The 22,999-nt window shown below is 43.1% G+C and carries 20 protein-coding genes and 1 pseudogene; 18 read left to right on the top strand and 3 right to left on the bottom strand.

The features are described from left to right. Nucleotides 1-42: 42 nt before the first annotated feature. Complete coding sequence (locus tag NYE65_RS06155; protein WP_034309543.1) at nucleotides 43-723, bottom strand: copper homeostasis protein CutC; 681 nt, start codon at nucleotides 721-723, stop codon at nucleotides 43-45. Nucleotides 724-940: 217 nt separating this feature from the next. Here NYE65_RS06155 and NYE65_RS06150 point away from each other — a divergent pair, with 217 nt between their 5' ends. The 4 genes from NYE65_RS06150 to NYE65_RS06135 all read left to right on the top strand — a co-directional run bounded on the left by NYE65_RS06150 (nucleotide 941) and on the right by NYE65_RS06135 (nucleotide 3,233). Beyond that, nucleotides 941-1,207, top strand: a complete 267-nt coding sequence (locus NYE65_RS06150) for a transporter suffix domain-containing protein (protein ID WP_034309540.1) — start codon at nucleotides 941-943, stop codon at nucleotides 1,205-1,207. A 39-nt stretch (nucleotides 1,208-1,246) separates the two neighbouring features. Next, a complete protein-coding gene (locus NYE65_RS06145) occupies nucleotides 1,247-1,873 on the top strand; it encodes an NUDIX hydrolase (RefSeq protein ID WP_268591988.1) in 627 nt (208 codons plus the stop codon). Nucleotides 1,874-2,243: 370 nt separating this feature from the next. Then, nucleotides 2,244-2,705: a DUF2690 domain-containing protein gene (locus NYE65_RS06140; RefSeq protein WP_052137328.1), complete on the top strand. Its 462-nt coding sequence runs from the start codon at nucleotides 2,244-2,246 to the stop codon at nucleotides 2,703-2,705. An 84-nt stretch (nucleotides 2,706-2,789) separates the two neighbouring features. Next, complete coding sequence (locus NYE65_RS06135) at nucleotides 2,790-3,233, top strand: DUF2690 domain-containing protein (protein ID WP_176548667.1); 444 nt, start codon at nucleotides 2,790-2,792, stop codon at nucleotides 3,231-3,233. A 25-nt stretch (nucleotides 3,234-3,258) separates the two neighbouring features. Here NYE65_RS06135 and NYE65_RS06130 read toward each other — a convergent pair whose 3' ends face one another. Then, on the bottom strand, nucleotides 3,259-3,801 hold the full coding sequence (locus NYE65_RS06130; protein ID WP_340860042.1) for a methylated-DNA--[protein]-cysteine S-methyltransferase: 543 nt from the start codon (nucleotides 3,799-3,801) through the stop codon (nucleotides 3,259-3,261). Then, nucleotides 3,791-4,387: a bifunctional transcriptional activator/DNA repair enzyme AdaA gene (locus tag NYE65_RS06125; RefSeq protein WP_340860041.1), complete on the bottom strand. Its 597-nt coding sequence runs from the start codon at nucleotides 4,385-4,387 to the stop codon at nucleotides 3,791-3,793. Before NYE65_RS06125 ends, NYE65_RS06130 begins: the two co-directional genes overlap by 11 nt. Before the next feature lie 174 nt (nucleotides 4,388-4,561). Here NYE65_RS06125 and NYE65_RS06120 point away from each other — a divergent pair, with 174 nt between their 5' ends. From NYE65_RS06120 to NYE65_RS06055, 14 genes and pseudogenes are all read left to right on the top strand, one after another. Next, nucleotides 4,562-5,488, top strand: coding sequence for a DNA-3-methyladenine glycosylase family protein (locus NYE65_RS06120; protein WP_340860040.1), 927 nt, complete (start codon nucleotides 4,562-4,564; stop codon nucleotides 5,486-5,488). 604 nt (nucleotides 5,489-6,092) lie between these two features. Then, a pseudogene (locus tag NYE65_RS06115) lies at nucleotides 6,093-6,518 on the top strand (collagen-like triple helix repeat-containing protein). A gap of 282 nt (nucleotides 6,519-6,800) precedes the next feature. Further along, nucleotides 6,801-8,396, top strand: a complete 1,596-nt coding sequence (locus NYE65_RS06110; protein ID WP_057276838.1) for an ATP-binding protein — start codon at nucleotides 6,801-6,803, stop codon at nucleotides 8,394-8,396. Further along, on the top strand, nucleotides 8,390-9,079 hold the full coding sequence (locus NYE65_RS06105; protein ID WP_057276837.1) for a response regulator: 690 nt from the start codon (nucleotides 8,390-8,392) through the stop codon (nucleotides 9,077-9,079). Before NYE65_RS06110 ends, NYE65_RS06105 begins: the two co-directional genes overlap by 7 nt. A gap of 361 nt (nucleotides 9,080-9,440) precedes the next feature. Then, on the top strand, nucleotides 9,441-10,322 hold the full coding sequence (locus NYE65_RS06100) for a helix-turn-helix transcriptional regulator (RefSeq protein WP_340860039.1): 882 nt from the start codon (nucleotides 9,441-9,443) through the stop codon (nucleotides 10,320-10,322). A 215-nt stretch (nucleotides 10,323-10,537) separates the two neighbouring features. After that, a complete protein-coding gene (locus NYE65_RS06095; protein WP_340860038.1) occupies nucleotides 10,538-11,830 on the top strand; it encodes a CitMHS family transporter in 1,293 nt (430 codons plus the stop codon). 201 nt (nucleotides 11,831-12,031) lie between these two features. Next, nucleotides 12,032-13,975, top strand: a complete 1,944-nt coding sequence (locus NYE65_RS06090; protein ID WP_340860037.1) for a PTS mannitol transporter subunit IICBA — start codon at nucleotides 12,032-12,034, stop codon at nucleotides 13,973-13,975. 86 nt (nucleotides 13,976-14,061) lie between these two features. Further along, the gene (locus NYE65_RS06085; protein ID WP_340860036.1) at nucleotides 14,062-16,152 is read left to right on the top strand and encodes a BglG family transcription antiterminator; all 2,091 of its coding nucleotides are present in this window, start codon (nucleotides 14,062-14,064) and stop codon (nucleotides 16,150-16,152) included. Nucleotides 16,153-16,157: 5 nt separating this feature from the next. Beyond that, entirely contained in the window at nucleotides 16,158-17,300 is a 1,143-nt protein-coding gene (locus NYE65_RS06080) for a mannitol-1-phosphate 5-dehydrogenase (RefSeq protein WP_340860035.1), read from the top strand. Between the two features lie 619 nt (nucleotides 17,301-17,919). Then, nucleotides 17,920-19,449, top strand: coding sequence for a nickel ABC transporter substrate-binding protein (nikA, locus tag NYE65_RS06075; RefSeq protein ID WP_340860034.1), 1,530 nt, complete (start codon nucleotides 17,920-17,922; stop codon nucleotides 19,447-19,449). Beyond that, complete coding sequence (gene nikB, locus NYE65_RS06070; protein WP_340860033.1) at nucleotides 19,450-20,403, top strand: nickel ABC transporter permease; 954 nt, start codon at nucleotides 19,450-19,452, stop codon at nucleotides 20,401-20,403. Then, nucleotides 20,394-21,233 (top strand): nickel transporter permease, encoded by an 840-nt coding sequence (gene nikC / locus NYE65_RS06065; protein ID WP_445670401.1) that lies wholly within the window; start codon nucleotides 20,394-20,396, stop codon nucleotides 21,231-21,233. The genes nikB and nikC overlap by 10 nt, the downstream gene beginning before the upstream one ends. Continuing rightward, on the top strand, nucleotides 21,230-22,027 hold the full coding sequence (locus NYE65_RS06060; RefSeq protein ID WP_289350711.1) for an ABC transporter ATP-binding protein: 798 nt from the start codon (nucleotides 21,230-21,232) through the stop codon (nucleotides 22,025-22,027). Before nikC ends, NYE65_RS06060 begins: the two co-directional genes overlap by 4 nt. After that, nucleotides 22,024-22,788, top strand: a complete 765-nt coding sequence (locus NYE65_RS06055) for an ABC transporter ATP-binding protein (RefSeq protein ID WP_251541902.1) — start codon at nucleotides 22,024-22,026, stop codon at nucleotides 22,786-22,788. Before NYE65_RS06060 ends, NYE65_RS06055 begins: the two co-directional genes overlap by 4 nt. Nucleotides 22,789-22,999: the final 211 nt, after the last annotated feature.

Raw genomic sequence — 22,999 nt, 5'->3', positions numbered from 1 at the left:
TCAGACAAACAAAAGGGACCGGTTAAATGGTCCCTTCCAACATTATTTCTTTAGCAAGTTTACGATTTCTTTAGCTTTTTCTAATGTAACTCCTTCAATGATACTGTTGTTTTTTCGAACAGCCGTACCGAAATGATAGTGACCGGTATGCAGTTCGGAATGGATAGAAAGGATATTATCCTTATTCAATCCGCTTCCAACCAGTATGGCTATGTCGCCGCAGACTCTTTTCATTTGTTGAATCGTTTTCATGCGGCTAGGGAAATCCCCATGCCCGCCTGAGGTCAATATCGTAGTGATTTCTGGATATTTTGCTAGCATTTCAGCTGAAATGACAGGGTCGTGCGTATCATCTATGGCTCGGTGGAATGTAATTTCCAAACCTTCACATACGGTCAATAGTTCTTCGAGGTATGGTCGATTGATTTCATTTTTTTCATTTAATGCACCTAATACGACCCCGTTCGCTCCCAGTGATCGAATGATTTGGATATCTTTTTTCATGATTTCCAAATCCTTTTGCGTATAGCAAAAAGATTGGCTATGAGGCCTTACCATCACGTTGACTGGTATCTTCACTGAATTGACGACAGCTTCTATCAGGGCGTGGCTTGGAGTTAATCCACCCTCGGCTAAAGAACTGACAAGCTCGATTCGGTCTGCGCCCGATTCTTCGATTATAAGGGCATCTTCTATCGTTGTGGCAATGAATTCAATGTACATTGGATTTTCCTTTCCTGCATGCAAGTGTTATATGAATATTAAATCCATTAAAAATCGCAAAGTCAATTCATTAATAGTTTTCCTCAAATGGAATATCTTTATTTCTCAAATTTATGAAACGAAATGAACATTCAAACGTATAAAAACAGAATATATTCAATGGTATATTTGTTCGGCGGGGTAATTAAATGAAAATATCATGACGGAGGTTATTTAATTGGATAAAGAAAGTAAGGAAATAAAGAAATCGAGATTTTACAAAGTAGGGATGGGGTTCCTTATCATTTCCCTTCTCACTTGGATCATTCCTGTCGCGGCTCCTTTTACGCCATTTTCGACTGCGGTCAAGGCTGGGGTCATAACAGGTGCGATTGTCTTTGCGGAAGTGATGTTTTGGGCAGGAGCGCTTTTGGTCGGGAAAGAAGTAGCCGCTAAATATAAAGGCTATTTAAACCCGAAAAATTGGAGAAAAGAAAAAGGCTGAAGCTGTTTTTTATAAAAAAGGGCTGGGAGTGAAGCTCCAATGGAAACTGAGTTGTTGAAAGTTTTCGATTCCAATCGCATTCAAACCGGCGTGGCTTCGCGAGAGGAAGTACATAGATTGGGACATTGGCATGAGGTTTTCCATTGCTGGTTCGCAAGTTCGGAAGCGGGCGTGGATTACCTATATCTTCAGCATCGTTGTGCGATGAAAAAAGATTATCCGAATCTATGGGATATTACGGCTGCCGGCCATTTACTGGCTCATGAAACGGTATACGACGGAGTAAGGGAGATTAAAGAAGAGCTAGGCATTGACGTTTCCTTTGACGAGTTGGTTCCATTAGGGATTATTGAATACCATCAAACGAAAGAAGGTTTCATCGACAAAGAACTGGCAAACGTCTTTCTATATGAACGTGCACATGGCTTCGATGATTTCACCCTGCAGCCAGAAGAGGTTTCCGGGATGGTGAAGGTTGTGCTGACTGACTTCGAAGAGCTTTGGACCGAAGCGAAGGACAAAGTGAATATTAAGGGATTTGAAATGAATCACGAAGGCCGCAGGATGATGATCGATCGATTTGTTGGACGGAATGAGTTCGTTCCGCATGATCGTTCCTATTATGATAACATCATTAGATTGATCAGAGAAAACCTCGCTAATTGAATTTAAAGCCCTGATAAAACGATTCGCGTTTTGTCGGGGCTTTTCTTTTTTCTTGAAAAAAACATTAAGTATATCGACCTGTATCTTTCCCGATCAACGGCAGCCTATTGGCTCGTTTTGTCCCAGCTTGATACTCATAAGTTCTTAGTTACCTTATTTTGCCCTGAATGGCTCATAGGGATAATGACTTTGTCTCTGTGATGATTCAGCTGATAAAGCAAGACATACCAGACTGTAATGATGATGCCAGGCTGCATCGTAAAGGCGGGGATGTAGTTTTTCATGAACTAGGGAATTTATCACTTGTAAGAATATTACAAAATTGTAAGATGAACAGTGTATAAATTTTGTTAAGGGGATGAGTGAAATAATGAAAAAAATGGTTTTATGCATTTCATTTTTTGTAGCTTCTTTAGTCCTTTTTGGCTCCCTTGATTCTTTTGCGAACAAAGCTTCAGCCGAAACACACACCTATGATGGAAAAAGTCCTTACTATAATAGTTGTGCGAATAGCGCTGTCACGAAGAAGTCGGTGAAAATTTATGCCAATGGCGGTTCTGCCAATTTGGAGTTGAAATTCAGCACTGTCTGTAAAACCGCCTGGGCGAAGATCACTCTAAGCAGACCGGCTAAAGCAGATGGTGAGGCAACGGCATTGGTTGTCCGCAATACTGATAATAAACAATTCAGCTGTGCATCTCCTGGAGGAAATGGTGAAATAAATAAAGGTCAAACGTCATGCTATACACCGATGGTATATGATTTAGATCCGCGTAAAGCAAAAGCGGTAGCCTTTTGGCCATATACAGCAGGTGAAACCGACTGGTATTAATGAAAAAAGAAAAACCTTCATCTATATTTTTGCAAAGAGAGGATGAATGAATTGAATAAAAAGCTTAAAATGATAGGTTTAACCATGGTGATGACACTGTCGCTGTTTATTGTCGACTTTGGATTTGGAAAAAATCAAGCACTGGCCGAAACACACACCTATGATGGAAAAAGTCCATACTATAATAGTTGTGCAAATTCGGCGGTAACGAAGGATAAAAAATGGATCGATTCCAATTCATACGTAGAATTGAAATACAGCACTGTGTGTAAAACCGCCTGGGCAAAAGTGACCGTAACACGCCCCGCCGTATACAATCATGAAGCGGATGCCAGAATCGTCCGAAGTACTGATGGTAAGGCCTATACATGCTCAAGTTCCGGGGGCAATGGTGTTGTGAATATCGGGCAGACCTCATGCTATACACCAATGGTATATGATTATGACCCGCGCAAAGCACAGGCCCAAGGGATCCATGCGATTCCAAATAGTGATGCCTATAATAAAGCGGTGACTATTTGGTACTAAAAACAGAAAACGCAAAAAAGCATCCTTATAGCCGGATGCTTTTTTTGCGGTCAGATTGTGCTTCCAATTCAAGTAGATATCGTTTCATCTCCGTACCTCCACGGTAGCCGGTGATGGCCCCGTTTTTTCCGATAACCCGGTGACATGGCACCGTGATCAGAATTGGGTTGGCGCCAATGGCCGTACCAACCGCACGAACAGCTGCAGGTCTTTGGATGATTTGGGCAATATCGGAATAGGAACAGGTTTGTCCATAGGGTATTTGATTCAGCGCTGCCCAAATTTCTTGTTGAAAGGGGGTTCCTTTTATATCTGCAGGAAGGGAGAAAGTCTGCCTGGTTCCTTTGAAATATTCTTGTAGTTCTTTTAGATAGGGATTTAATGCTTTTTCATTTTCAACAAGGTTCGCATTTGGAAAGCGTTTTTGCATCATCGACTTCAGTTCTTCATACGTTTGACCGGGAGAGCCTACATAGCAAAGCCCTTTTTCCGTTCTGGCCACATATAATTGCCACTTATCATAATGCAATATGGCCCAGTCAATGGTTTGTTCTTTATCATTCTTCATTTTCTTCACGCTCCAAAGCTTGAGTTTTGAGATAAGCATTCCTATATCCTGAAGGGGTATTCCCCATTTTCCTTTTGAATAACGTCATGAAATAGGGTGTACTGGAGAACCCGGCAGTGAAGCCTATTTCAGTTATCGGCAGTTCGGAGGTTTCCAGCAGCCTCGCCGCTTTTTCAAGGCGAAGCCGCTGAATGTATTCAGTGGGCGATATTCCCTTTACTCGCTTGAATGTTCGTTGTAAATGATACGGGCTGCCATGGGAAATATCCGCCAATTTGTTCAAAGTGAGGGGTTCGCTGTAATGGGTGTCGATCCATTCGGCTATTTGTTCAACCCATTCTTCTGTCGGCACATTCAGTCCTTCCGGTTTACATCGTTTACAAGGCCGGAACTCCTCTTCCAAAGCCATCATGGCATTTTTGAAGATCTTCACGTTTTCCTTATTAGGCACCCTTGATTTACAGGAGGGCCTGCAAAAGATGCCTGTCGTAATTACCCCGTATAAAAAATGATCATCATATGCTGCATCACAATCTATAATAGCTTTCCAATATTCATTCGGGAAATCTGCTTTTTTCGGATTCACTACATTCACCTCTCCATTCAGTATACAAGAAAGGGTTGATATACAAACATTTTGATAATATAAAAGCAAGATAACGTAATTGTTCAATGGGATTTGTTAAAATTAGGGAGTTAAATGAAAGAGCAAGATAACGTATCGGTTTGTCATTAGAATAAAGCTAAAGGAGGGAGCAGGATGAAAGAGACATTATCAAATGATGAAGGCATAAATGAATTGAGAATTCATGCACCAAAAGAGTTTCGTTTTTCGGAAAATCTTAAATATTTATCAAGATCCTCCAATGAATGTCTGTTCGATATTGTTGATCAAAAAATTTATCGAGCACTTGTTGTCGAAAACGAGACGCTTTTAGTAGAAATCAGTGCGATGAATGAAACGGAGCTGACCGTCCGTTTCCCAGGACGAACAGCACCGGTGGAAAATCAGGTAAAGGATGCTGTTTGCCAATACGTTCGTCACTGGTTCGATCTTGAGACAAATCTGCTTCCTTTTTATGAATTGGCCCAAAAGGACCCTTTATTGCAAAAGCCGGTAAGCCAATTCTTCGGCTTGAGAAATATGGGCATCCCTGATTTATTTGAAGCGATTGCCTGGGGAATACTTGGTCAGCAGATTAACTTGACTTATGCCTATACCTTGAAACGGAGGCTTGTGGAGGGATTTGGTGAATATATTGAATTTCAAGGAAAGCATTATTGGCTGTTTCCGACCCCTGATGCGATCGCGAAATTGACCGTCGAAGATTTTGCCGATTTGAGGATGACGGTAAAGAAGTGTGAATATTTAATAGGTGTTGCTCAAATGATTGCAGAAGGGAAACTTACTAAAGAAAAGCTATTGAATGCAAAGGATGTAAAAGAGGCTGAAAAAATGCTGACCAACATACGGGGAATCGGTCCGTGGACAGCGAACTATGTCTTGATGCGCTGTTTGCGTTTTCCAGCAGCCTTTCCCATCGATGACGTCGGGCTGCATAATTCCATGAAACTGCTCATGCAAACAGAAGCAAAACCAACGAAAGCGGAAATCCTGAAACTATCGGAAGCGTGGGCTGATTGGGAATCCTATGCAACCTTCTATTTATGGAGATTGCTATATTGAATCCCGGGATAAAACTGCAAGTAACGTCGATATATCCCTCGGAGATAAAACTATAATTTACGACGATATATCTCTATTCAGTAGAATTCGTTGATATATCTCCATATTCGGAGATAAAACTATAAATTTCGTCGATATATCTCCATATTCGGAGATAAACCAATAAATTACGTCGATATATCTCTATTCGGAGATAAACAGTAGAATTCGATGATATATCTCCATATTCGGAGATAAAACTATAAATTACGTCGATATATCTCTATTCGGAGATAAACGGTAGAATTCGTTGATATATCTCCATATTCGGAGATAAAACTATAAATTACGTCGATATATCTCTATTCGGAGATAAACGGTAGAATTCGTTGATATATCTCCATATTCGGAGATAAAACTATAAATTACGTCGATATATCTCTATATTCGAAGATAAACCAATAAATCTCGTCGTATATCCCTATATACGGAGCTAAAGCAATAGAGTACGTCGATATATCCCCATATCCGGTGATATATCTATTTTCTAATATAAATGCCTTTCCAGCCCAAACACGTTGGGTCCATATTTCATAACCTATTACATTCAATCTTATAGAGGTGAATGACCATGTTTATGTACCCAACGTATCATTATGAGGATCAAGTTCTTCTTGAACGGCAGTTTCCCGGTCTATCCGGCTTTCCGGGCATACCAGGATCACCGGGCTTTCCAGGCCAACCCGGTTTTCCCGGTGTGCCTCAATTTCCAGGTTAGCCAGGACCACCGCCGGGTTCGCAAGCACCTTCAGCTCCTCCGCCAGCATTTATTCCCCAACAGCAATCGGCTTCAGCATTTGCGATAGATCCGGGTGCGATTTCCTTTTGTCTGTTCAGGAATACTTTTATATGGCTAAACAATGGTGCGCGTTTCTGGTATTACCCCATCTTCGTCGGTCCGCGTTCTGTTGCCGGCTTCAGGTGGAATGGCAGGTTCTGGACGATTTTTGGCATCGATACAAGACAAATCAATTCATTTACCTGTTTTTGAAAAAATGCTCAAAGGAAATGTTTCCTTTGAGCATTTTATGTTTCAGATTGTTTTGCTTTCAAGACAGAACCAGCATTGTCCAAAGATAAGCATCATTAAGATTACAAGGTGGAAAACAACTGCTCCTTGAACTTCGCACCATCTTCGGCGTGTCCATTTTTCTTAAATAGGGCACGGGGAAATAAACGGCCAACAATGTTCAATATTTAATAGAAATGGTAAAATCATTATGCTCCTATAAAAATTAGTGAATGAAAATGAAAATAGAGGATGCTGTTGAATATGAGGAAAGTATCGCTGGAAACCAAGATTCTCGGGTTAGTCTTATCGTTGAGCCTGTTTTTGATCCTGTTATTGACGACTACTTTTTCCTATATGGAAGGAAGGCAAATAGCGAAGGATAAAGGTCAATTGGCGTTGGAGCTTTCAAAGACGATTAGCTTCATGCCTACCGTTACAGAGGCTTTTGAGACGGATGATCCCGCTGGCATCATCCAGCCGATTGCCGAAAAGATCCGCAGGGAAACAGGTGCTGAGTTCATCGTTGTGGGGAATGCAGAGGGAATTCGCTATTCCCATCCGCTGGCTTCCGAAATTGGGAAGCGGATGGAAGGCGGGGATAATAGCAGGGCCATTCAGGAAGGCGAATATTATGTCTCCGAAGCGGCAGGATCACTAGGTCTTTCCATTCGGGGGAAGTCACCGGTATTCAATGAGGATGGAAAAATAATTGGAATCGTCTCCGTCGGTTTTTTGGTGGACGATGTCCGCGCCCAAATTTTCAAGGATTTGTCCAAGGAGATGATTGTATCTTTAGTGGCCATCATGATCTCGATCATTGGCAGTTATATGCTGGCAAGGAGCATACGTAAAGATACACTGGGGCTGGAACCATTTGAAATCGCCAATTTATATAAAGAAAAAAATGCAGTGCTTCAATCGGTGAAAGAAGGGATTCTGGCCATTGACCAAAATGGGCTGATTACCTCGATGAATCAGCCGGCGAAAAAATTGCTGGATATTAAAGAGTCCGTTCGCCATTTGAACGTCGATGGCCTATTTCCTTCGAAATATTTATTCGAGGTGCTGAAGTCCGGTGAACCGCAAGTGGATAAGGAGATTTCATGGGAAGACAAATCCGTTATCGTCAATTGTACGCCGATTTTCGATAGTGAAGGGGTAAGCGGTGTTGTCGCTTCGTTCCGTGATCGAACGGAAATTGAGGAAATGGTCAACACACTATCGGAAGTGAAGATGCATTCGGAGGATTTAAGGGCACAAACCCATGAATTTACCAATAAACTATACGTCCTTTCAGGTTTGATACAATTAGGGGAATACGATGAAGCAATCGATATGATTCAAAGCGAAACATCCGAATTGCATTCCCTGAACCGTGTCGTGTTCGAACAGATAAAGGATACAAAGGTACAAGCCCTGTTACTTGGCAAGATCGGGAAAGCATCGGAGAAGAAGATCATCTTCGAAATAGATGCACAAAGTTACCTGGAGAAACTGCCGGACCATATAAAACTTTCACAACTAACATTGATTCTAGGAAACATTATCGATAATGCACTTGAAGCGGTTTCAAGCATGGAGGAGCCGCTCGTGAAATTTTTCGCCACAGATATCGGAAATGATATGGTATTTGAAGTGAGTGATAACGGAAAAGGAATACCTGAGGATGCCATCGCCCATATTTTCGATAGGGGTTTCACTTCGAAAAACAGCGGAAGTCCGAGTGGTTATGGACTTTCGAATGCTGATCATGTCGTAAAAGAGCTGGGCGGCATCATCGAAGTTCAAAGCGAGGATGGGAACACCATATTCACCGTTTATCTTCCTAAAGAACAGCGAGGAGGGAAAGAATGCTGAAGATAAGAGCAGTCATTGCAGAGGATGATTTTCGTGTAGCGGATATCCATGAAAAATTCTTGAAAAACTTTGATGAAATAGAAGTGGTCGGAAAAGCTGTCAATGCCAAAAAAACGCTTCGGATTTTGGAACAAAAAAGCCCGGATTTGCTTTTGCTTGATGTTTATATGCCAGATCAGCTTGGTACAGACCTCCTTCCGGACATACGGAAAAAATTCCCGAATGTGGATATCATCATGATTACCGCGGCAACGGATAAAGAACAACTGGAAAAGGCGCTTCACTATGGTGTTGAGAATTATTTAATTAAACCAGTGGAGATGAAGCGTTTCAACCAAGTTATCGAAGAGTATCTGAAGAAAGTCCATCTGATGAAATCCAAACAAGAGATAGACCAGGATTTTGTGGATCTCATTTTGAAAAAGGGTTCATCCGTATCGGAATCGAACGATGGGCAGGCCCTGCCGAAAGGGGTCGACGAAATCACTTTGGCGAAGGTGATCGAGGTACTCGAAGGAAGCGATATCGGTTTGTCGGCTGAGCAAGTGAGCGGACAGATCGGTGCTTCCAGGACAACCGCGAGACGCTACCTGGAATACTTGATATCCGTTAAGAAATGTAAAGCGGAAGTCGTATATGGGGTAGTGGGGAGACCTGAGCGAAGATATTATAAAATTCAATAGAATTAAGTGAGAGACACCTTCAAGATTGAAGGTGTCTTTTTTAGGCTGTTTTCCCATACTTTGTTGCTATTTACCAGGTAGTGAGTTGTGGTTGATTTCCCCTCCAGATGTTCGCTTTCCGCGGGGCGGGCGGTGAGCCTCCTCGGCGTAAACGCCTGTGGGTTCTCACCTTTCCCGCTGCTCCCGCAGGAGTCTCGCACTTCCGCTCCAATCAACCTTAAATAGTTTCGTTTTAAAAACAACAATCTTTACGAAGAGTACCTTTTTTTATGATGCATCGTTTGAAGGATTATGAAAAAAGCAATATATGTCAAAAAACCGATATGTTAATCTGTTATCCTTTTCTTAAGGAGGTTCGGAAATGAGATATAGCCCCATCATCCAAAAAACGATTGAATATATAGAGAATAGCTTACAAGACGAATTATCCTTGGAGAACATCGCAAGGTTCGCAGGTTTTTCGAAGTTTCATTATCATCGAATTTTTCACAAGGAGGTTGGCGTGACCGTATCGGAATATATTCGATATCGAAGAATTGCCAATGCAGCTAACATGCTGCTTTATACCGATGAAAAAATAATCGATATTGCTTTATATTACCGCTTTGAAACACAGGAATCCTTTACTCGTTCATTCAAGAAATATTATGACCTGCCGCCAGGGCAATATCGGAAACTCGTAAGTAAACTAACCTTGCAAAAGGAGGAAATGACGATGAAAAACGAACAATTATTAAAAGGCTGGGGCTTAAGCGGGAGTCATCCATTCAATTATCAAATGGGAATTGACCGGGAGACATTTCATAAAGGCCAGGCATCAGGATTCCTGAAATCCGTCACTGCCGAATCCAAGGAGGAATTTGCTACGATGATGCAGCAATTCAAGGCGGAAAATTACCTAGGTAAAAGAATGAAACTGTCGGGCTTTTTAAAATCAAAAGGTGTTGATGGATTTTGTGGTTTATGGATGAGGGTGGATAATGCGCTCCAGGATGTTTTGCAATTCGACAATATGGGGAATCGGCCCATCGTCAACGATACGGAATGGAACCATTATTATATTGTCCTGGATGTGCCCGAAAACAGTGCCATCATTTCATTCGGGGTCCTTCTTTCAGGGCGCGGCCAAGTATGGATCGATGAACTGGAATTCGAGGAAGTCAGTATCGATACACCAACGACCAATATAGATTACGGCTGTGACCTTTTGGACGGACCGGAAAATTTATCATTTGAAGAATAAATGCGCGGAACATTTGCTTGAATATTCGCTTATTTACTTAGAGAACGCGCCATTCAACCCGGGGAATGGCGTTCGGTTCCTCCTCGAAAAATCGGTTCCGTGAACACAATGAACAAAATTAACAAAATAGTTTTAAAACACAATAAATTGAGAACGCTTACAAATGAAGCGGTTTCATATACACTTTATCTTATTAGAAGATAGGAGTGATAGATATGCTCGCTTTATTAGGATACTTGATGATAGTAGTGTTTATGATTTTAATTATGACAGGGCGACTTTCAGCCATGATAGCTTTGATTGCAGTACCAAGTGCCTTTGCACTTATTGGCGGGTTTGGCGGTAAAATGGGTGAGATGGCGCTGGAAGGGATCAAAGACGTTGCGCCAACGGGAATCATGATTTTATTTGCGATCCTTTTCTTTGGCATTTTGATTGATGCTGGGGTTTTTGACCCGATCATCAATACGATTCTTAAGGTTGTAAAAGGAGATCCGGTGAAAATTGCCATCGGCACGGCAGTCTTGGCCTTGCTGATTTCCTTGGATGGAGATGGAACGACAACATATATGATAACGATTTCAGCTATGCTTCCGCTATATAAACGGATTGGAATGAGACCGCTAGTATTGGCCGGCATTGCCGTTTCGTCATCTGGAGTCATGAACCTTCTTCCTTGGGGAGGCCCTACAGCACGGGTGATGACCGCTTTAAAACTTGAAATGTCCGATGTGTTCACACCCGTCATTCCAGCGATGATTGGCGGAGTCCTATTCGTCCTTTTCATGGCATACTGCCTGGGTAAAAAAGAAAGAAAGAGAATCGGGATCATTGAGGTCGATTATCATGCTGTGGCACAGCAGGCGGCTGCAACGGAAGATGCTTATCTAAAACGGCCTAAATTGATCATATTCAATTACGCATTGACTCTTACACTGCTGGTTGCGCTGATCATGGAACTTATGCCTTCAGCGGTTCTGTTCATGGTAGGTTTCGCGATTGCCATTACGGTTAACTATCCGAAACTCAGTGATCAGAAAGAACGTGTAGCAAACTATGCGGACAATGCTTTATCCGTCATTTCGATGATTTTTGCAGCAGGTGTTTTCACTGGGATCCTTGCCGGCACGGAGATGGTCGATGCCATGGCAAACTCTTTGATTCAGCATATTCCAGATCAAATGGGCGCACATTTTGCTGTCATCACAGCCATCATCTCAGCACCATTTACGTTCTTCATGTCTAATGACGCATTTTATTATGGGGTGCTCCCATTACTTGCTAAAGCGGGAGCTGCTTATGGAATTGACCCTGCCCTGATCGGCAGAGCTTCACTATTAGGGCTTCCCGTCCATCTATTAAGCCCGCTTGTTCCATCTACCTATCTATTGGTTGGAATGGTAGGGGAAGATTTCGGTGCCTTGCAGCGCACTTTCCTGAAATGGGCATGCGGATCGACGCTTGTCATGATAGTGGTTTGTGTCCTATTGGGAATCATCCCGCTATAAAGTTTTAAAGAGTCCCGTTCGCCACGATGCGAACGGGACTCTTTTCTGTCTGCATCAAGCGCTGAATAAACTGGAAAAGTGAGATACATTATGTTTGTCTTCTCTTTCGCGACAAAGTTAGCTTTTTCTTTTATTGAATGAGGGGTATACGTACCTTAAGATTAAAGGAAACAATATTAATAAGAAGGGAAGAGTGCAAAAATGGCTCACTTTAATATAAAAGTTGCAGTTCAAAAGTTCGGTAACTTTCTAAGTTCAATGGTCATGCCGAATATATCAGCTTTCATAGCATGGGGGCTAATCACTGCCCTATTCATCCCATCTGGTTTCCTGCCAAATGAAAGCCTTGCCAAAATGGTTACACCGATGGTTACGTTTTTATTGCCGCTTTTAATTGGGTATACGGGCGGTAAGCTAATCCATGACCACCGCGGCGGCGTAGTCGGTGCGATTGCGACAATGGGCGTCATCGTCGGATCTGACATCCCGATGTTCCTTGGAGCCATGATAATGGGACCGTTCGGCGGTTATGTCATCAAGAAATTCGATCAATTGATTGAAGGGAAAATAAAAGCCGGTTTTGAAATGCTTGTTAATAATTTCTCGGCTGGGATTATTGGAGGCTTATTGTCCATTCTATCCTTCTTGGCCATCGGGCCTGCTGTGGACGTATTTACAGGCTGGCTTGTAGCAGGAGTCGATTGGCTTGTCGGTACAGGCTTACTTCCGTTGACAAGTATCCTGATCGAGCCTGCCAAGGTCTTGTTCTTGAACAATGCCATCAATCATGGTGTACTATCACCAATTGGTGTAGAGCAAGTTAAACAAACAGGGGCTTCCATCCTGTTCCTTCTGGAATCGAATCCAGGACCAGGTATCGGCGTACTGCTCGCTTATTGCTTTTTTGGAAAGGGAACGGCGAAGAAATCAGCACCAGGAGCTGCCATCATTCACTTCTTCGGCGGGATCCATGAAATTTATTTCCCTTATATCCTAATGAAGCCGATGTTATTCTTAGCCGTCATTCTTGGAGGCATGAGTGGAGTTTTCACATTGGTCCTACTGGGCGGAGGATTGTTCGCTCCAGCATCTCCAGGCAGCATACTTGCCATTACAGCGGTAACTCCGCATAATGCAGGTGCATATATTGCTAACTTTGCAGGGGTCATCGTGGCCGCCCTTGTTTCATTCATCGTCGGTGCATTCATCCTGAAAACAGGAAAGCAATCTGAAGAGAATATTGAAGATGCCGCGAAAAAAATGCAAGAAATGAAAGGCAAGAAAAGCTCTGTTGCCGATGTATTCGCTTCAGAGCCGGGAACGATGCCAACAAACGTCAGCAAAATAATTTTTGCCTGTGATGCCGGAATGGGATCAAGTGCGATGGGGGCTTCGCTGCTTCGCAAGAAGGTGAAGGAAGCCGGATTGGATATCACTGTTACAAATACGGCGATCTCAAACATTCCTGCTGATGCACAAATCGTCATTACACAGGAGGAGTTAACTCCAAGGGCACAGAATAAAGTGCCGAATGCCTATCATGTATCCGTCGATAATTTCCTATCGAGCCCTGAATACGATGCATTGCTTGCACGGCTTCAGGATGACGGTACAGATGAGCTGCATGAAATCGTCGAAGATGCTGAAGAGAAGGTTCCCGGTGTTCGTGAACATTCAATCGAGCCTGGCATCGACGGGGATGAGCAGGAAGGTAGTGAATTGCTTCGTGAAGAAAATGTCTTCCTTAATCAACAGTTCGCCAATAAGGAAGAAGCGATCCGCTTTGCGGGAAGAGCTTTGGTCAATGCAGGTTACGTTAAGGAAAGCTATATTGAAGCGATGATTGCCCGTGATGAATTGACTTCAACCTATATGGGGAACGATGTAGCCATTCCGCACGGAACCGAGGAAGCTAAGAAAGATGTCCTTAAATCCGGATTTACCGTTTTACAAATTCCTGATGGTGTCGACTTTGACGGTCAAAAGGCACGATTGATATTCGGCATTGCCGGCAAGGACGGGACACATCTAGAAATTCTATCTGGCATTGCAGTTACATGCTCTGACATGGAGAATATTGAAAAGATGGTTAAAGCCAAATCAGCCAGGGAATTGATGGATATTATAAATGTAGAAAATAATTAAATACTCTTAACCAAGAATAGAAAAGCGTTATACGCTTTTCTATTCAGTATTTTCTCGTGTTACTCCACCAGAAATGAGTTGGTAGCATGTATATTACTTCAAGGGAAAAATCAATCATAGAATTGATCATAAAAACTTCAGGAAAACATACAGCCTTATCCATTGCGACACAATTGAATGTTAGTGTCCGGACGGTTCAACGCGATCTGAAGTCCATAGAAAAAATCCTGCAATCATTCGAGTTGCATTTAACACGCAATACACATGAGGGACTGTCCATCGACGGGAAGAATGAACAAGTCTTTCGGCTTGTACAGCACCTGATGGGCAATCATCCGATCGATCAAACGCCACAAGAAAGAAAACTGCATCTTCTTTTAGCTTTACTGCAGGAAGAATCATATAAAACCCAAGTTCTTGCGGGGGATCTCGGAATAAGCATTACGACTCTTACAACCTATTTGGACGAACTGACCGAATGGTTAAAGAATTTTAATATCGTGATTACCAGAAAAAGGGGAGTCGGAATAGAGCTTGCCGGCACCGAAGAAAATAAACGAAAAGCCCAGGCAGCCTATTTCTTGCACTTCTTTAATGAAGAGCTGATTGAAAGTTTATTTTTGCTGCAAGAAGGAAAATTTCCAGAAGCGAAAATCCTCGACTATTTTGATCCCGAATATCTTCTGGCTATCGATGGGGTGCTGAACTCAACTTTTAACAGTGCCCATTCCCGATTGGCGGAAAGCGGGTATATAGGGTTAATTGTACATATTTATGTAACCCTGCAAAGGAATGAAAGCCACTATTTTTTGGAGAAGGACTTCAATAAAATAAGCGAACTTTCCGATGAGAATAATCTCATGAATAAAATAGGCAAGGAACTCAGCGCCATGCTGGGAGTTTCTTTTACCATCGATGATATAAGCTACCTTGCAGCCATCCTTAAAGGCTCCAAACTTCATGCGGCGGATGCCGTTCCCTATGACAGTGTGCTGCTTGGACAGCTGATAAGAAACCTGGTAAAAGATGTTTCGGCACAACTGCAAATCGATTTGACCAAGGATTTCCCATTGTATCAGGGGCTCCTTGCCCATATGGAACCATCGCTTTTCCGAATCAAACAGGAAATGGGATTGTACAACCCCTTAACCGAAGATATTAAGCGAAAGTATCCGGTTCTCTTTTTGGCAGTGAAGACCAGTCTGGAAAAGGGATTCAAAGAAATAAAAGAATTTCCTGAAGATGAAATAGCCTTCATCGTCCTTCATTTCGGATCTGCATTAGTGCTGCGGGAGGAAGAAATATCAATAAGGGCACTCATCGTCTGCCCGACAGGTATCGGTACGTCGAAGATGCTTGCAAGCCGGATCAAAAAGGAAATCATCGAAATCGAGACTGTAGAAATCAAGACCATCAAAGACATCCAGCAGCAGGGCAGCCTGAAAAACTATGATGTGATCATTTCTACCGTCCGGCTTCCGTATATCGATAGTGATTATATCCTTGTATCCCCTCTTTTGAGTGAAGAGAATATTTTGAACATCAGGAATTATTTAAGGAAGAATATCGAAAACTTCACGAAGAATAAGCGTTATGGCATTCAGTCAGCCGATAAGGATACCGTGACCAAAAAAGAGGATGGCGAACTGAAAGAAGTGCTGCAGGAATTGAAAGATGCCCAGCAGAGCATCGAGTCGATCATGAATAATTTCCGGTTTTATCGGCTGCCGCATCGGAAAGGACATCCAGAAATCATCGAAGAAATGGTGAGGATGGCTGAAACGGAAGAACTGCTGATGGGTGCGGATGATGTGGTCGGATCCTTGAAGGAACGGGAAAAAAAGGGCGGTTTAGGCATTCCGGGCACGGGGATGGGCCTTTTCCATACGAGACATAAGAATATAAAAGAACTGATATTCCAGGTGGCCCACCTGGAGGAATATCGTCTGGTCAAAGGTATGGACGGCAATGACGTCCATATGAAAAATTTACTGCTGATGCTGGCACCTGAAGAATTGAGTGCGAAGCAGCAGGAAATCGTCAGCTTAATAAGTTCAAGCTTAATTGAAAGCAATGAATCCATCATGATTTTTTCATCTTCGGACGAAGAAATGATTAGAAGAAGGCTGGAAGCCATATTTTTGGATTATTTATATACTAACTTGATAAAGGGATGATTGTAATGAAACAAGCAGTACATTTCGGTGCAGGAAACATTGGAAGAGGATTTATCGGAGCACTTTTTTCACAATCAGGATATCATGTGACATTTGTAGATATAGCTGATCAAATCATCGATCAGTTAAATGATAAAAAGCAATATCAAGTCAAACTGGCCACTGATCAACAAGAATCAGTCACTGTGAAAAATGTTTCGGGATTAAACAGTTTAAAGCAGGAAGAGGAAGTCATTAAAGCAATTTCCGAAGCAACCTACCTCACCACTGCTATCGGTCCCAATATTTTGCCTCATATCGCTCCTTTAATTGCAAAAGGATTAGCATCAAGAGTGAAGGAAACCGATGAGAAACTTTATGTGATCGCTTGCGAAAACCAAATATCGGCAACAGACCTTTTAGAAGGCTACATTCTGGAAAACCTGGATCAAGCTACTAAGGAGAAACTAGCCGATAAAGTCTACTTCTTCAACTCAGCAGTCGATCGCATCGTTCCTATCCAAAATAACGAAGGATCACTCGATGTTTTGGTGGAACCTTATTATGAATGGGTCGTTGAAACGAAGGAAAGCATACCTGCCGTTGAAGGGATGACCATTGTAAAAGAACTCGCCCCATTCATTGAGAGAAAACTGTTTACCGTTAATACAGGACATGCCGTCATTGCTTACCTTGGTTATCTCAAAAATAAAAAATCAACGATTGACCAGTCATTAGAAGACGCAGGCATTGTGGAGCAAGTCAAGAGAACCTTAGGGGAAACGGGTGCCTATTTAATAAAGCAATACGGCTTGGATGCAGGTGAGCATCAGCAGTATATCGAAAAAATCATTAATCGTTTTAAAAACTCCTACCTGAATGACTCGGTAAATAGAGTCGGACGTTCACCGCTGCGTAAACTCGGGCCAAACGACCGTCTCGTGCGCCCTGCGGTAGAAGCAAAGAAAGCCGGACTTTCCTATACTAATCTGGCGAAAGCGATAGCGGCCGCTTTACTCTTTGATTTTAACGAAGATGAAGAAGCCCTTAAACTGCAAACGATGATCAAAGAACACGGTGTAGCTTCAGCACTTAAGGAAGTTAGCGGATTGGACGAAAATAGCGAAATCACCGAAGAAGTCATCAACCACTACAACAACTTGAAATAAAAGCCGAAGAACTCCTGAAATCCTTTTTCAGGAGTTTTTTACTTAATCAAAAAGCCAATCATCGAAGGAACTGGCATCCGATAATAAAACTCCAAAAAAACCTTGTAAACAGTAATCATTACGTTTTATAATGGAAGACAATCAAGACAAGAGAGAGTGTTTTAAAATATAAATCGTAATCATTTTGATTTATTGGGCGAAAAGCACTGAAAGAATGGATTGAAAAAGGAGGATTCGTGCAATAAATAGAGAATTTGGTGCATTTTTTAATAATTTAGTCCTATTGCAAGAGATTTAGAGCTGTTCCTCAAGGGTTTAGAGCAAATATTCACGAATTTGGAGCAAATACTCTTGAATTTCGAACAAAAACTCGTGAGTTAGAGCAAATACTCGTGAATTTGGAGGATTTACTCGTGAGTTTGGAGCAAATACTCGTGAGTTTAGCACATATACTCGTGAATGGATGTTTTCTCTCGAGGAGGATTACATAGTTTGATTTCGGATAAGCATTCGGCGATGTGTTACGTCGTTTGTCATGATGGTAAAGCCGCAACATAAATCGTAATCAATACGATTTTGTGTCGACCAAAATAGTTGAGGTAATGGGAGGAAATATATCGTGTTCAGAAAATGTAAATTGATTTTTATTGTATGTTTATCAGTCTTTCTTTTGGCTGCTTGTTCCACCGAGTCTGCGAAGGATCAAGCGGGAGGGAAGAAGGAAGTGAACTTGCTTTTTAATTTTGCGACTAGCTCGCTTGATCCGAATGTTGATACTAGTTATGTGTCGCTTAGGGCTGGCATCACTGAGACATTGGTGCATCTCAATGATAAGGATTTGACCATCGAACCTTGGCTGGCGAAGAGCTGGGATAGCAAGGATGGTCAATTATGGAATTTTGAGTTAAGGGAGGGTGTGACGTTCCAGAATGGAAAGCCGATGGATGGCAAAGCGGTGAAGGCTTCCTTGGAGAGGGCGATGAAAGATAGTCCGGCGATCAAGAATGCTTTGCGGATTGAGTCGATTGAAGCGGACGGGAATGCGCTGACCATTAAGACGGAGGTTCCTTTTCCTGAGTTTCCTTCTGAATTGGTTCATCCAAATACATCGATTATTGATGTGAAGGAAAGTGACTATATAAACAAGCCGATAGGAACCGGGCCATTTGCCGTTTCGAAATTCATACCAGGTACGGCTGTTGATTTAATCCGATATGAGTCTTACTGGGATGGAGCCGCAAAGCTTGAGAGAGCCAGGTTTTCGTTTAATGAAGATGCCAATGCACGGTCTCTTGCCCTTGAATCGGGAGACGCTGATATTGTTTTCCGTCCGGAAGTGGAAAGCCTGGAAAATTTAGAGGCGAAAGATGGTGTGAAGGTTGAATCGACATCGACTTTCCGCGTACATCAAATGACGATGAATTTGGAACGTAAAGCATTGCAGGACATACACGTCCGGAAGGCGGTTGATGCCTTGATCGATCGTCCATCCATTGCGGAAACGATTTTACATGGTCATGCTGAAGTGGCGACGGGGCCATTCCCATCCACTTTCTCTTTTGCCCCGGATTATCCGAAAAAAGCGAATGGAATGGAAACCGCTAAGGCGTTTCTTGATCAGGCGGGATATAAGAAAGTGGATGGTGTCATGCAAAAAGACGGTAAACCGTTAACGTTTACACTGCTTACATACAGTTCACGTGCCGACCTGCCGTTAATTGCCCAAGTTTTTCAATCGGATGCCGGTCAGTTGGGGATTGATGTGAATATCAAGCAAATAGAAATCCCTGAAGAGTATATGGCTTCCAATCGCGATTGGGATTTAACGACCTACAGCAATTTAACGGCTCCGAGAGGGGATGCCGGTTATTATTTAAATGCTACTTATCATCCAAAGGGTGCCTTGAACTTCAGTGGGGCTGATGATGATCGCCTGACGTCCCTGATTGATGAGCTGAACGTGACGGTCGGGCAGGAGGAGCGCTCGGATTTAGCTGAGGAGATTGCGATGTATGTGGATGAACAGGTGTATAATTCATTCATTTTACATCCGAATACACTTGTTGCTTATGATGCCGATAAAGTTAGAAACTGGATCACTTCGAGAAGCGAATACTACATGCTGACGAATGAATTGGATGTGAAGTGAATGTTTCGCATCTTAGTCCGCCGGTTCATTGAGGTAGCGATTTTTGTTCTTGTGATTACATTCATTTCTTTCCTTTTTGTTCGGCTTGCTCCTGGCGACCCGGTTCTCTCGATACTTCAAGTGGATGATGTATCGGTCACAAACGAGCAAGTCATTGAGCTTCGTGAAGAATTAGGGTTCAATGATCCGCTGTTCGTGCAGTATGGTAATTGGTTTTCGGACTTTATCCGATTGGATTTCGGGCATTCCTATCTGACGAATCAGCCTGTGATGGAAATGATCATGAGCGGGCTGCCTGCAACACTTGAGCTGGCGGCTGGTGCATTGCTTGTCATGCTTGGTATAGCGATTCCGTTAGGTTCGCTTGCTGCCTTGTACAGGGGGAGCTGGATCGATCAATTCAGCCGGGCTGTTTCTTTATTGGGGGCAGCCATTCCTAGCTTTTGGCTGGGGCTGCTTTTGATAGATTTATTTGCGGTACGATGGGGAGCCCTTCCAACGATGGGCAGGGACGGGTTTCGTTCTTTGATTCTGCCGTCGGTCACGCTGGGGCTGGCCATCACAAGTGTGTACGTCCGTTTGCTGCGTTCGAGCTTGATAGATTCCCTCAGTCATGATTTCATCAGGGCTGCCCGATCTAGGGGGATTTCAGAGATGCGGATATTCTTTGCCCATGCATTTCGTTATAGCTTGCCCCCGGTCATTACCGTATTCGGCGTCAGCCTTGGCAGCCTGATCGGCGGTGTAGTCGTGATTGAAGTTATTTTTGCCTATCCGGGCATAGGTAAGATGGTCGTGGACTCGATTCGGTCGCGGGATTATCCAGTCATCCAAGGGTACCTGCTGGTCATGGCCATCATTGTATTCATGGTTAATAGTGCCGTGGATTTATCTTATCGCTATTTAAATCCGGAGCTAAGACTGAAGGAAAGGAAGCATGGAAAATGGAGTTAGTTATCAAAGGGAAATCCAAAAGGCGCTGGAGAATGACCGTCCTATTTACGGTGATGGCGACAATCCTTGCCGTTGCGGCTTACACCTTTCTTATTGTGAAACATGATCCGGCACTGGTCAATCTGGAAGAAAGGCTATGGCCGGCGAGCATGGAACATCCGTTAGGGACGGATCATCTAGGGCGTGATGTATTGACGCGCCTTCTGCTTGGTGCACAGCTGACGGTTGGATACGGCCTCTTATCTTTGTTTGCCGCAGTTATCATCGGCGTCCCGTTCGGGATGATTGCCGGTTTTAAAGGAGGTCTGATCGATCGGGTCTTCATGCGCATTGCCGACGCGTTTCTCGCATTCCCAGATACGATCGTTGCCATTGTTCTTAGTGGTTTATTAGGACCGGGAATCGAAAATCTCCTGTTGGCGATCGTTCTTGTGAAATGGGTGAATTATGCCCGGCTTGTGCGAAGTACGGTGATCACCGAACGTCAGAAGGATTATGTCACAGTTGCTAAAATCAATGGATTAAGTTCATTTGGGATCATGAGGAAGCATCTTTTTCCGCACCTTATCGGGAACGTGCTTGTCCTTTCTAGCCTCGATTTAGGAAAAATCATACTGCTCATATCTTCCTTATCATATATCGGGCTCGGTGCGCAGCCGCCGGCACCGGAGTGGGGAGCCATGCTGAATGATGCCCGTCCATACTTTCAATCCAATATGCTGCTGATGATTTACCCAGGGCTCGCCATCGTATTTGTCGTCCTTCTAACCAACATGTTCGGTGATTATTTGCGCGATGCATTTGATGTGAAAAAGGAGGTGGGATCATGAGCATTTTATCCGTGAGGCAGCTGCATATCATGGGAAAGCAAAATCATATCGTCAAGGATCTTTCATTAGATGTGCAGGAGGGTGAGTGGTTCGCACTTGTCGGACAAAGCGGTAGCGGCAAAAGCATGACGGCCATGGCAATATGTCAGCTGCTTGCACCCAATCTTCAAGCGAAGGGGGAAATATGGTACGGGGAAAAGAATTTATTAACCCTATCTTCCTCAGAAATCAGGAAGGTTCGCGGAAAGCGCCTGGCCTATATTTTTCAAGATTACCAGGGTTCATTCACACCGTTCCTTACCATCGGTCAGCATTTCGACGAATATCAGCGAACACATTTGAACCTTTCCAAAAAGGCAAGGAGGCAGCAAGCGGTCAATGCGCTCATATCGGTGGGCCTGAATGACGATATCTACGGCAGATACCCTTTTCAATTAAGCGGCGGTCAGCTTCAACGCGTATCCATTTCTATGGCCCTGCTGCTTGAACCTGATATCTTGATAGCGGATGAACCGACCACAGCCTTGGATAGTGTATCTTCCTTTAAGGTCTTGCAGCTGTTATCAAAGCTCCAAAAAGAAACCGGATGTGCAATCTTGTTCATTACCCATGATTTACGTCATGTCAGGAAGTATGCGGACCGCATTGCGGTCATGAAAGACGGGGCCATAATAGAGACCGGTGATAAAAATCAGGTATTGAATCATCCGCAGCATGCTTATACGAATGAACTGATTCAATCATCGCCATCATTGAGGAGAATTCCATTTAAGCTTGAAGGAGTGTCAGGATGAGTTTATTAGACGTGCGAAATGTCCATAAAAGCTATGATAACGGAGTGGAAATACTAAGGAACGTGAATTTCAGCATGGAAAGGAAGGAATGCCTCGGGTTAGTGGGGGAGAGCGGCTGCGGAAAAAGCACACTGGCAAGACTCATCCTTCAGATTGAATCTTTTGACCAGGGCAGCATCCTATTTGAAGGAACCGAGCTGCAAAACAAAAGCGAACGCAGTTTAAAACCGTATCGCAAGAACATCCAGGCCGTTTTGCAAAATCCTGCATCGGCTCTGAATCCAAAACTAAGGATAAAGGATTCACTAATGGATCCATATCTTCAATTTGGCAGCCAGGTCAATTTGAAATATTTTACGTATACAAGTGAAGCGAACTTTATCGGACAGCTCCTGGAAACGGTGGAGCTTCCAAGGAGTTTTGCTGAACGTTACCCGCATGAGCTAAGCGGCGGACAAAAGCAGCGGGTGACCATTGCACGTGCAATCAGCATCGAACCGGCCCTCATTATATTGGATGAACCGGCTTCAAGCCTGGACGTGCTGTCCCAAGCGGCAGTGCTGAAATTGTTAGGCGGGCTGCGGGAGACTTTGGACACTTCCTACCTTTTTATTTCTCATGATCTATCGGCTGTACAGGAGATGAGCCAACGGATCATGGTGATGAAAGGGGGTGTTATTGTGGATTCTTTTGAAAAAGAACAGCTTTTTTGCAGCGATCGCCATTCATACACAAAAGAACTGATTTCGATGTTTGAATAATGAAGTTGTGTTTATTTGAGTTTTAAATCGTAATGATTTCGATTAAGTTTAATGCTTAAGGAGGAAGTAAGGTGGCATGTTAGGAAGTCGGGAGAACGATTGCGGATTCTTTCATCATCAATTCAACCATTTATTACACATTTAAATTGTGGCACCATGGAACGAGTTGCTTCGGCAATTCGTTTTTATTTAGGGAAGAACGAAATTCCAA

It is taken from the genome of Peribacillus sp. FSL R5-0717 (genome assembly GCF_038002945.1).
GTDB lineage: Bacteria > Bacillota > Bacilli > Bacillales > DSM-1321 > Peribacillus > Peribacillus frigoritolerans.
Note: the sequence above shows the minus strand (reverse complement) of the source record. Positions and strands in the feature narration are given on the sequence as shown.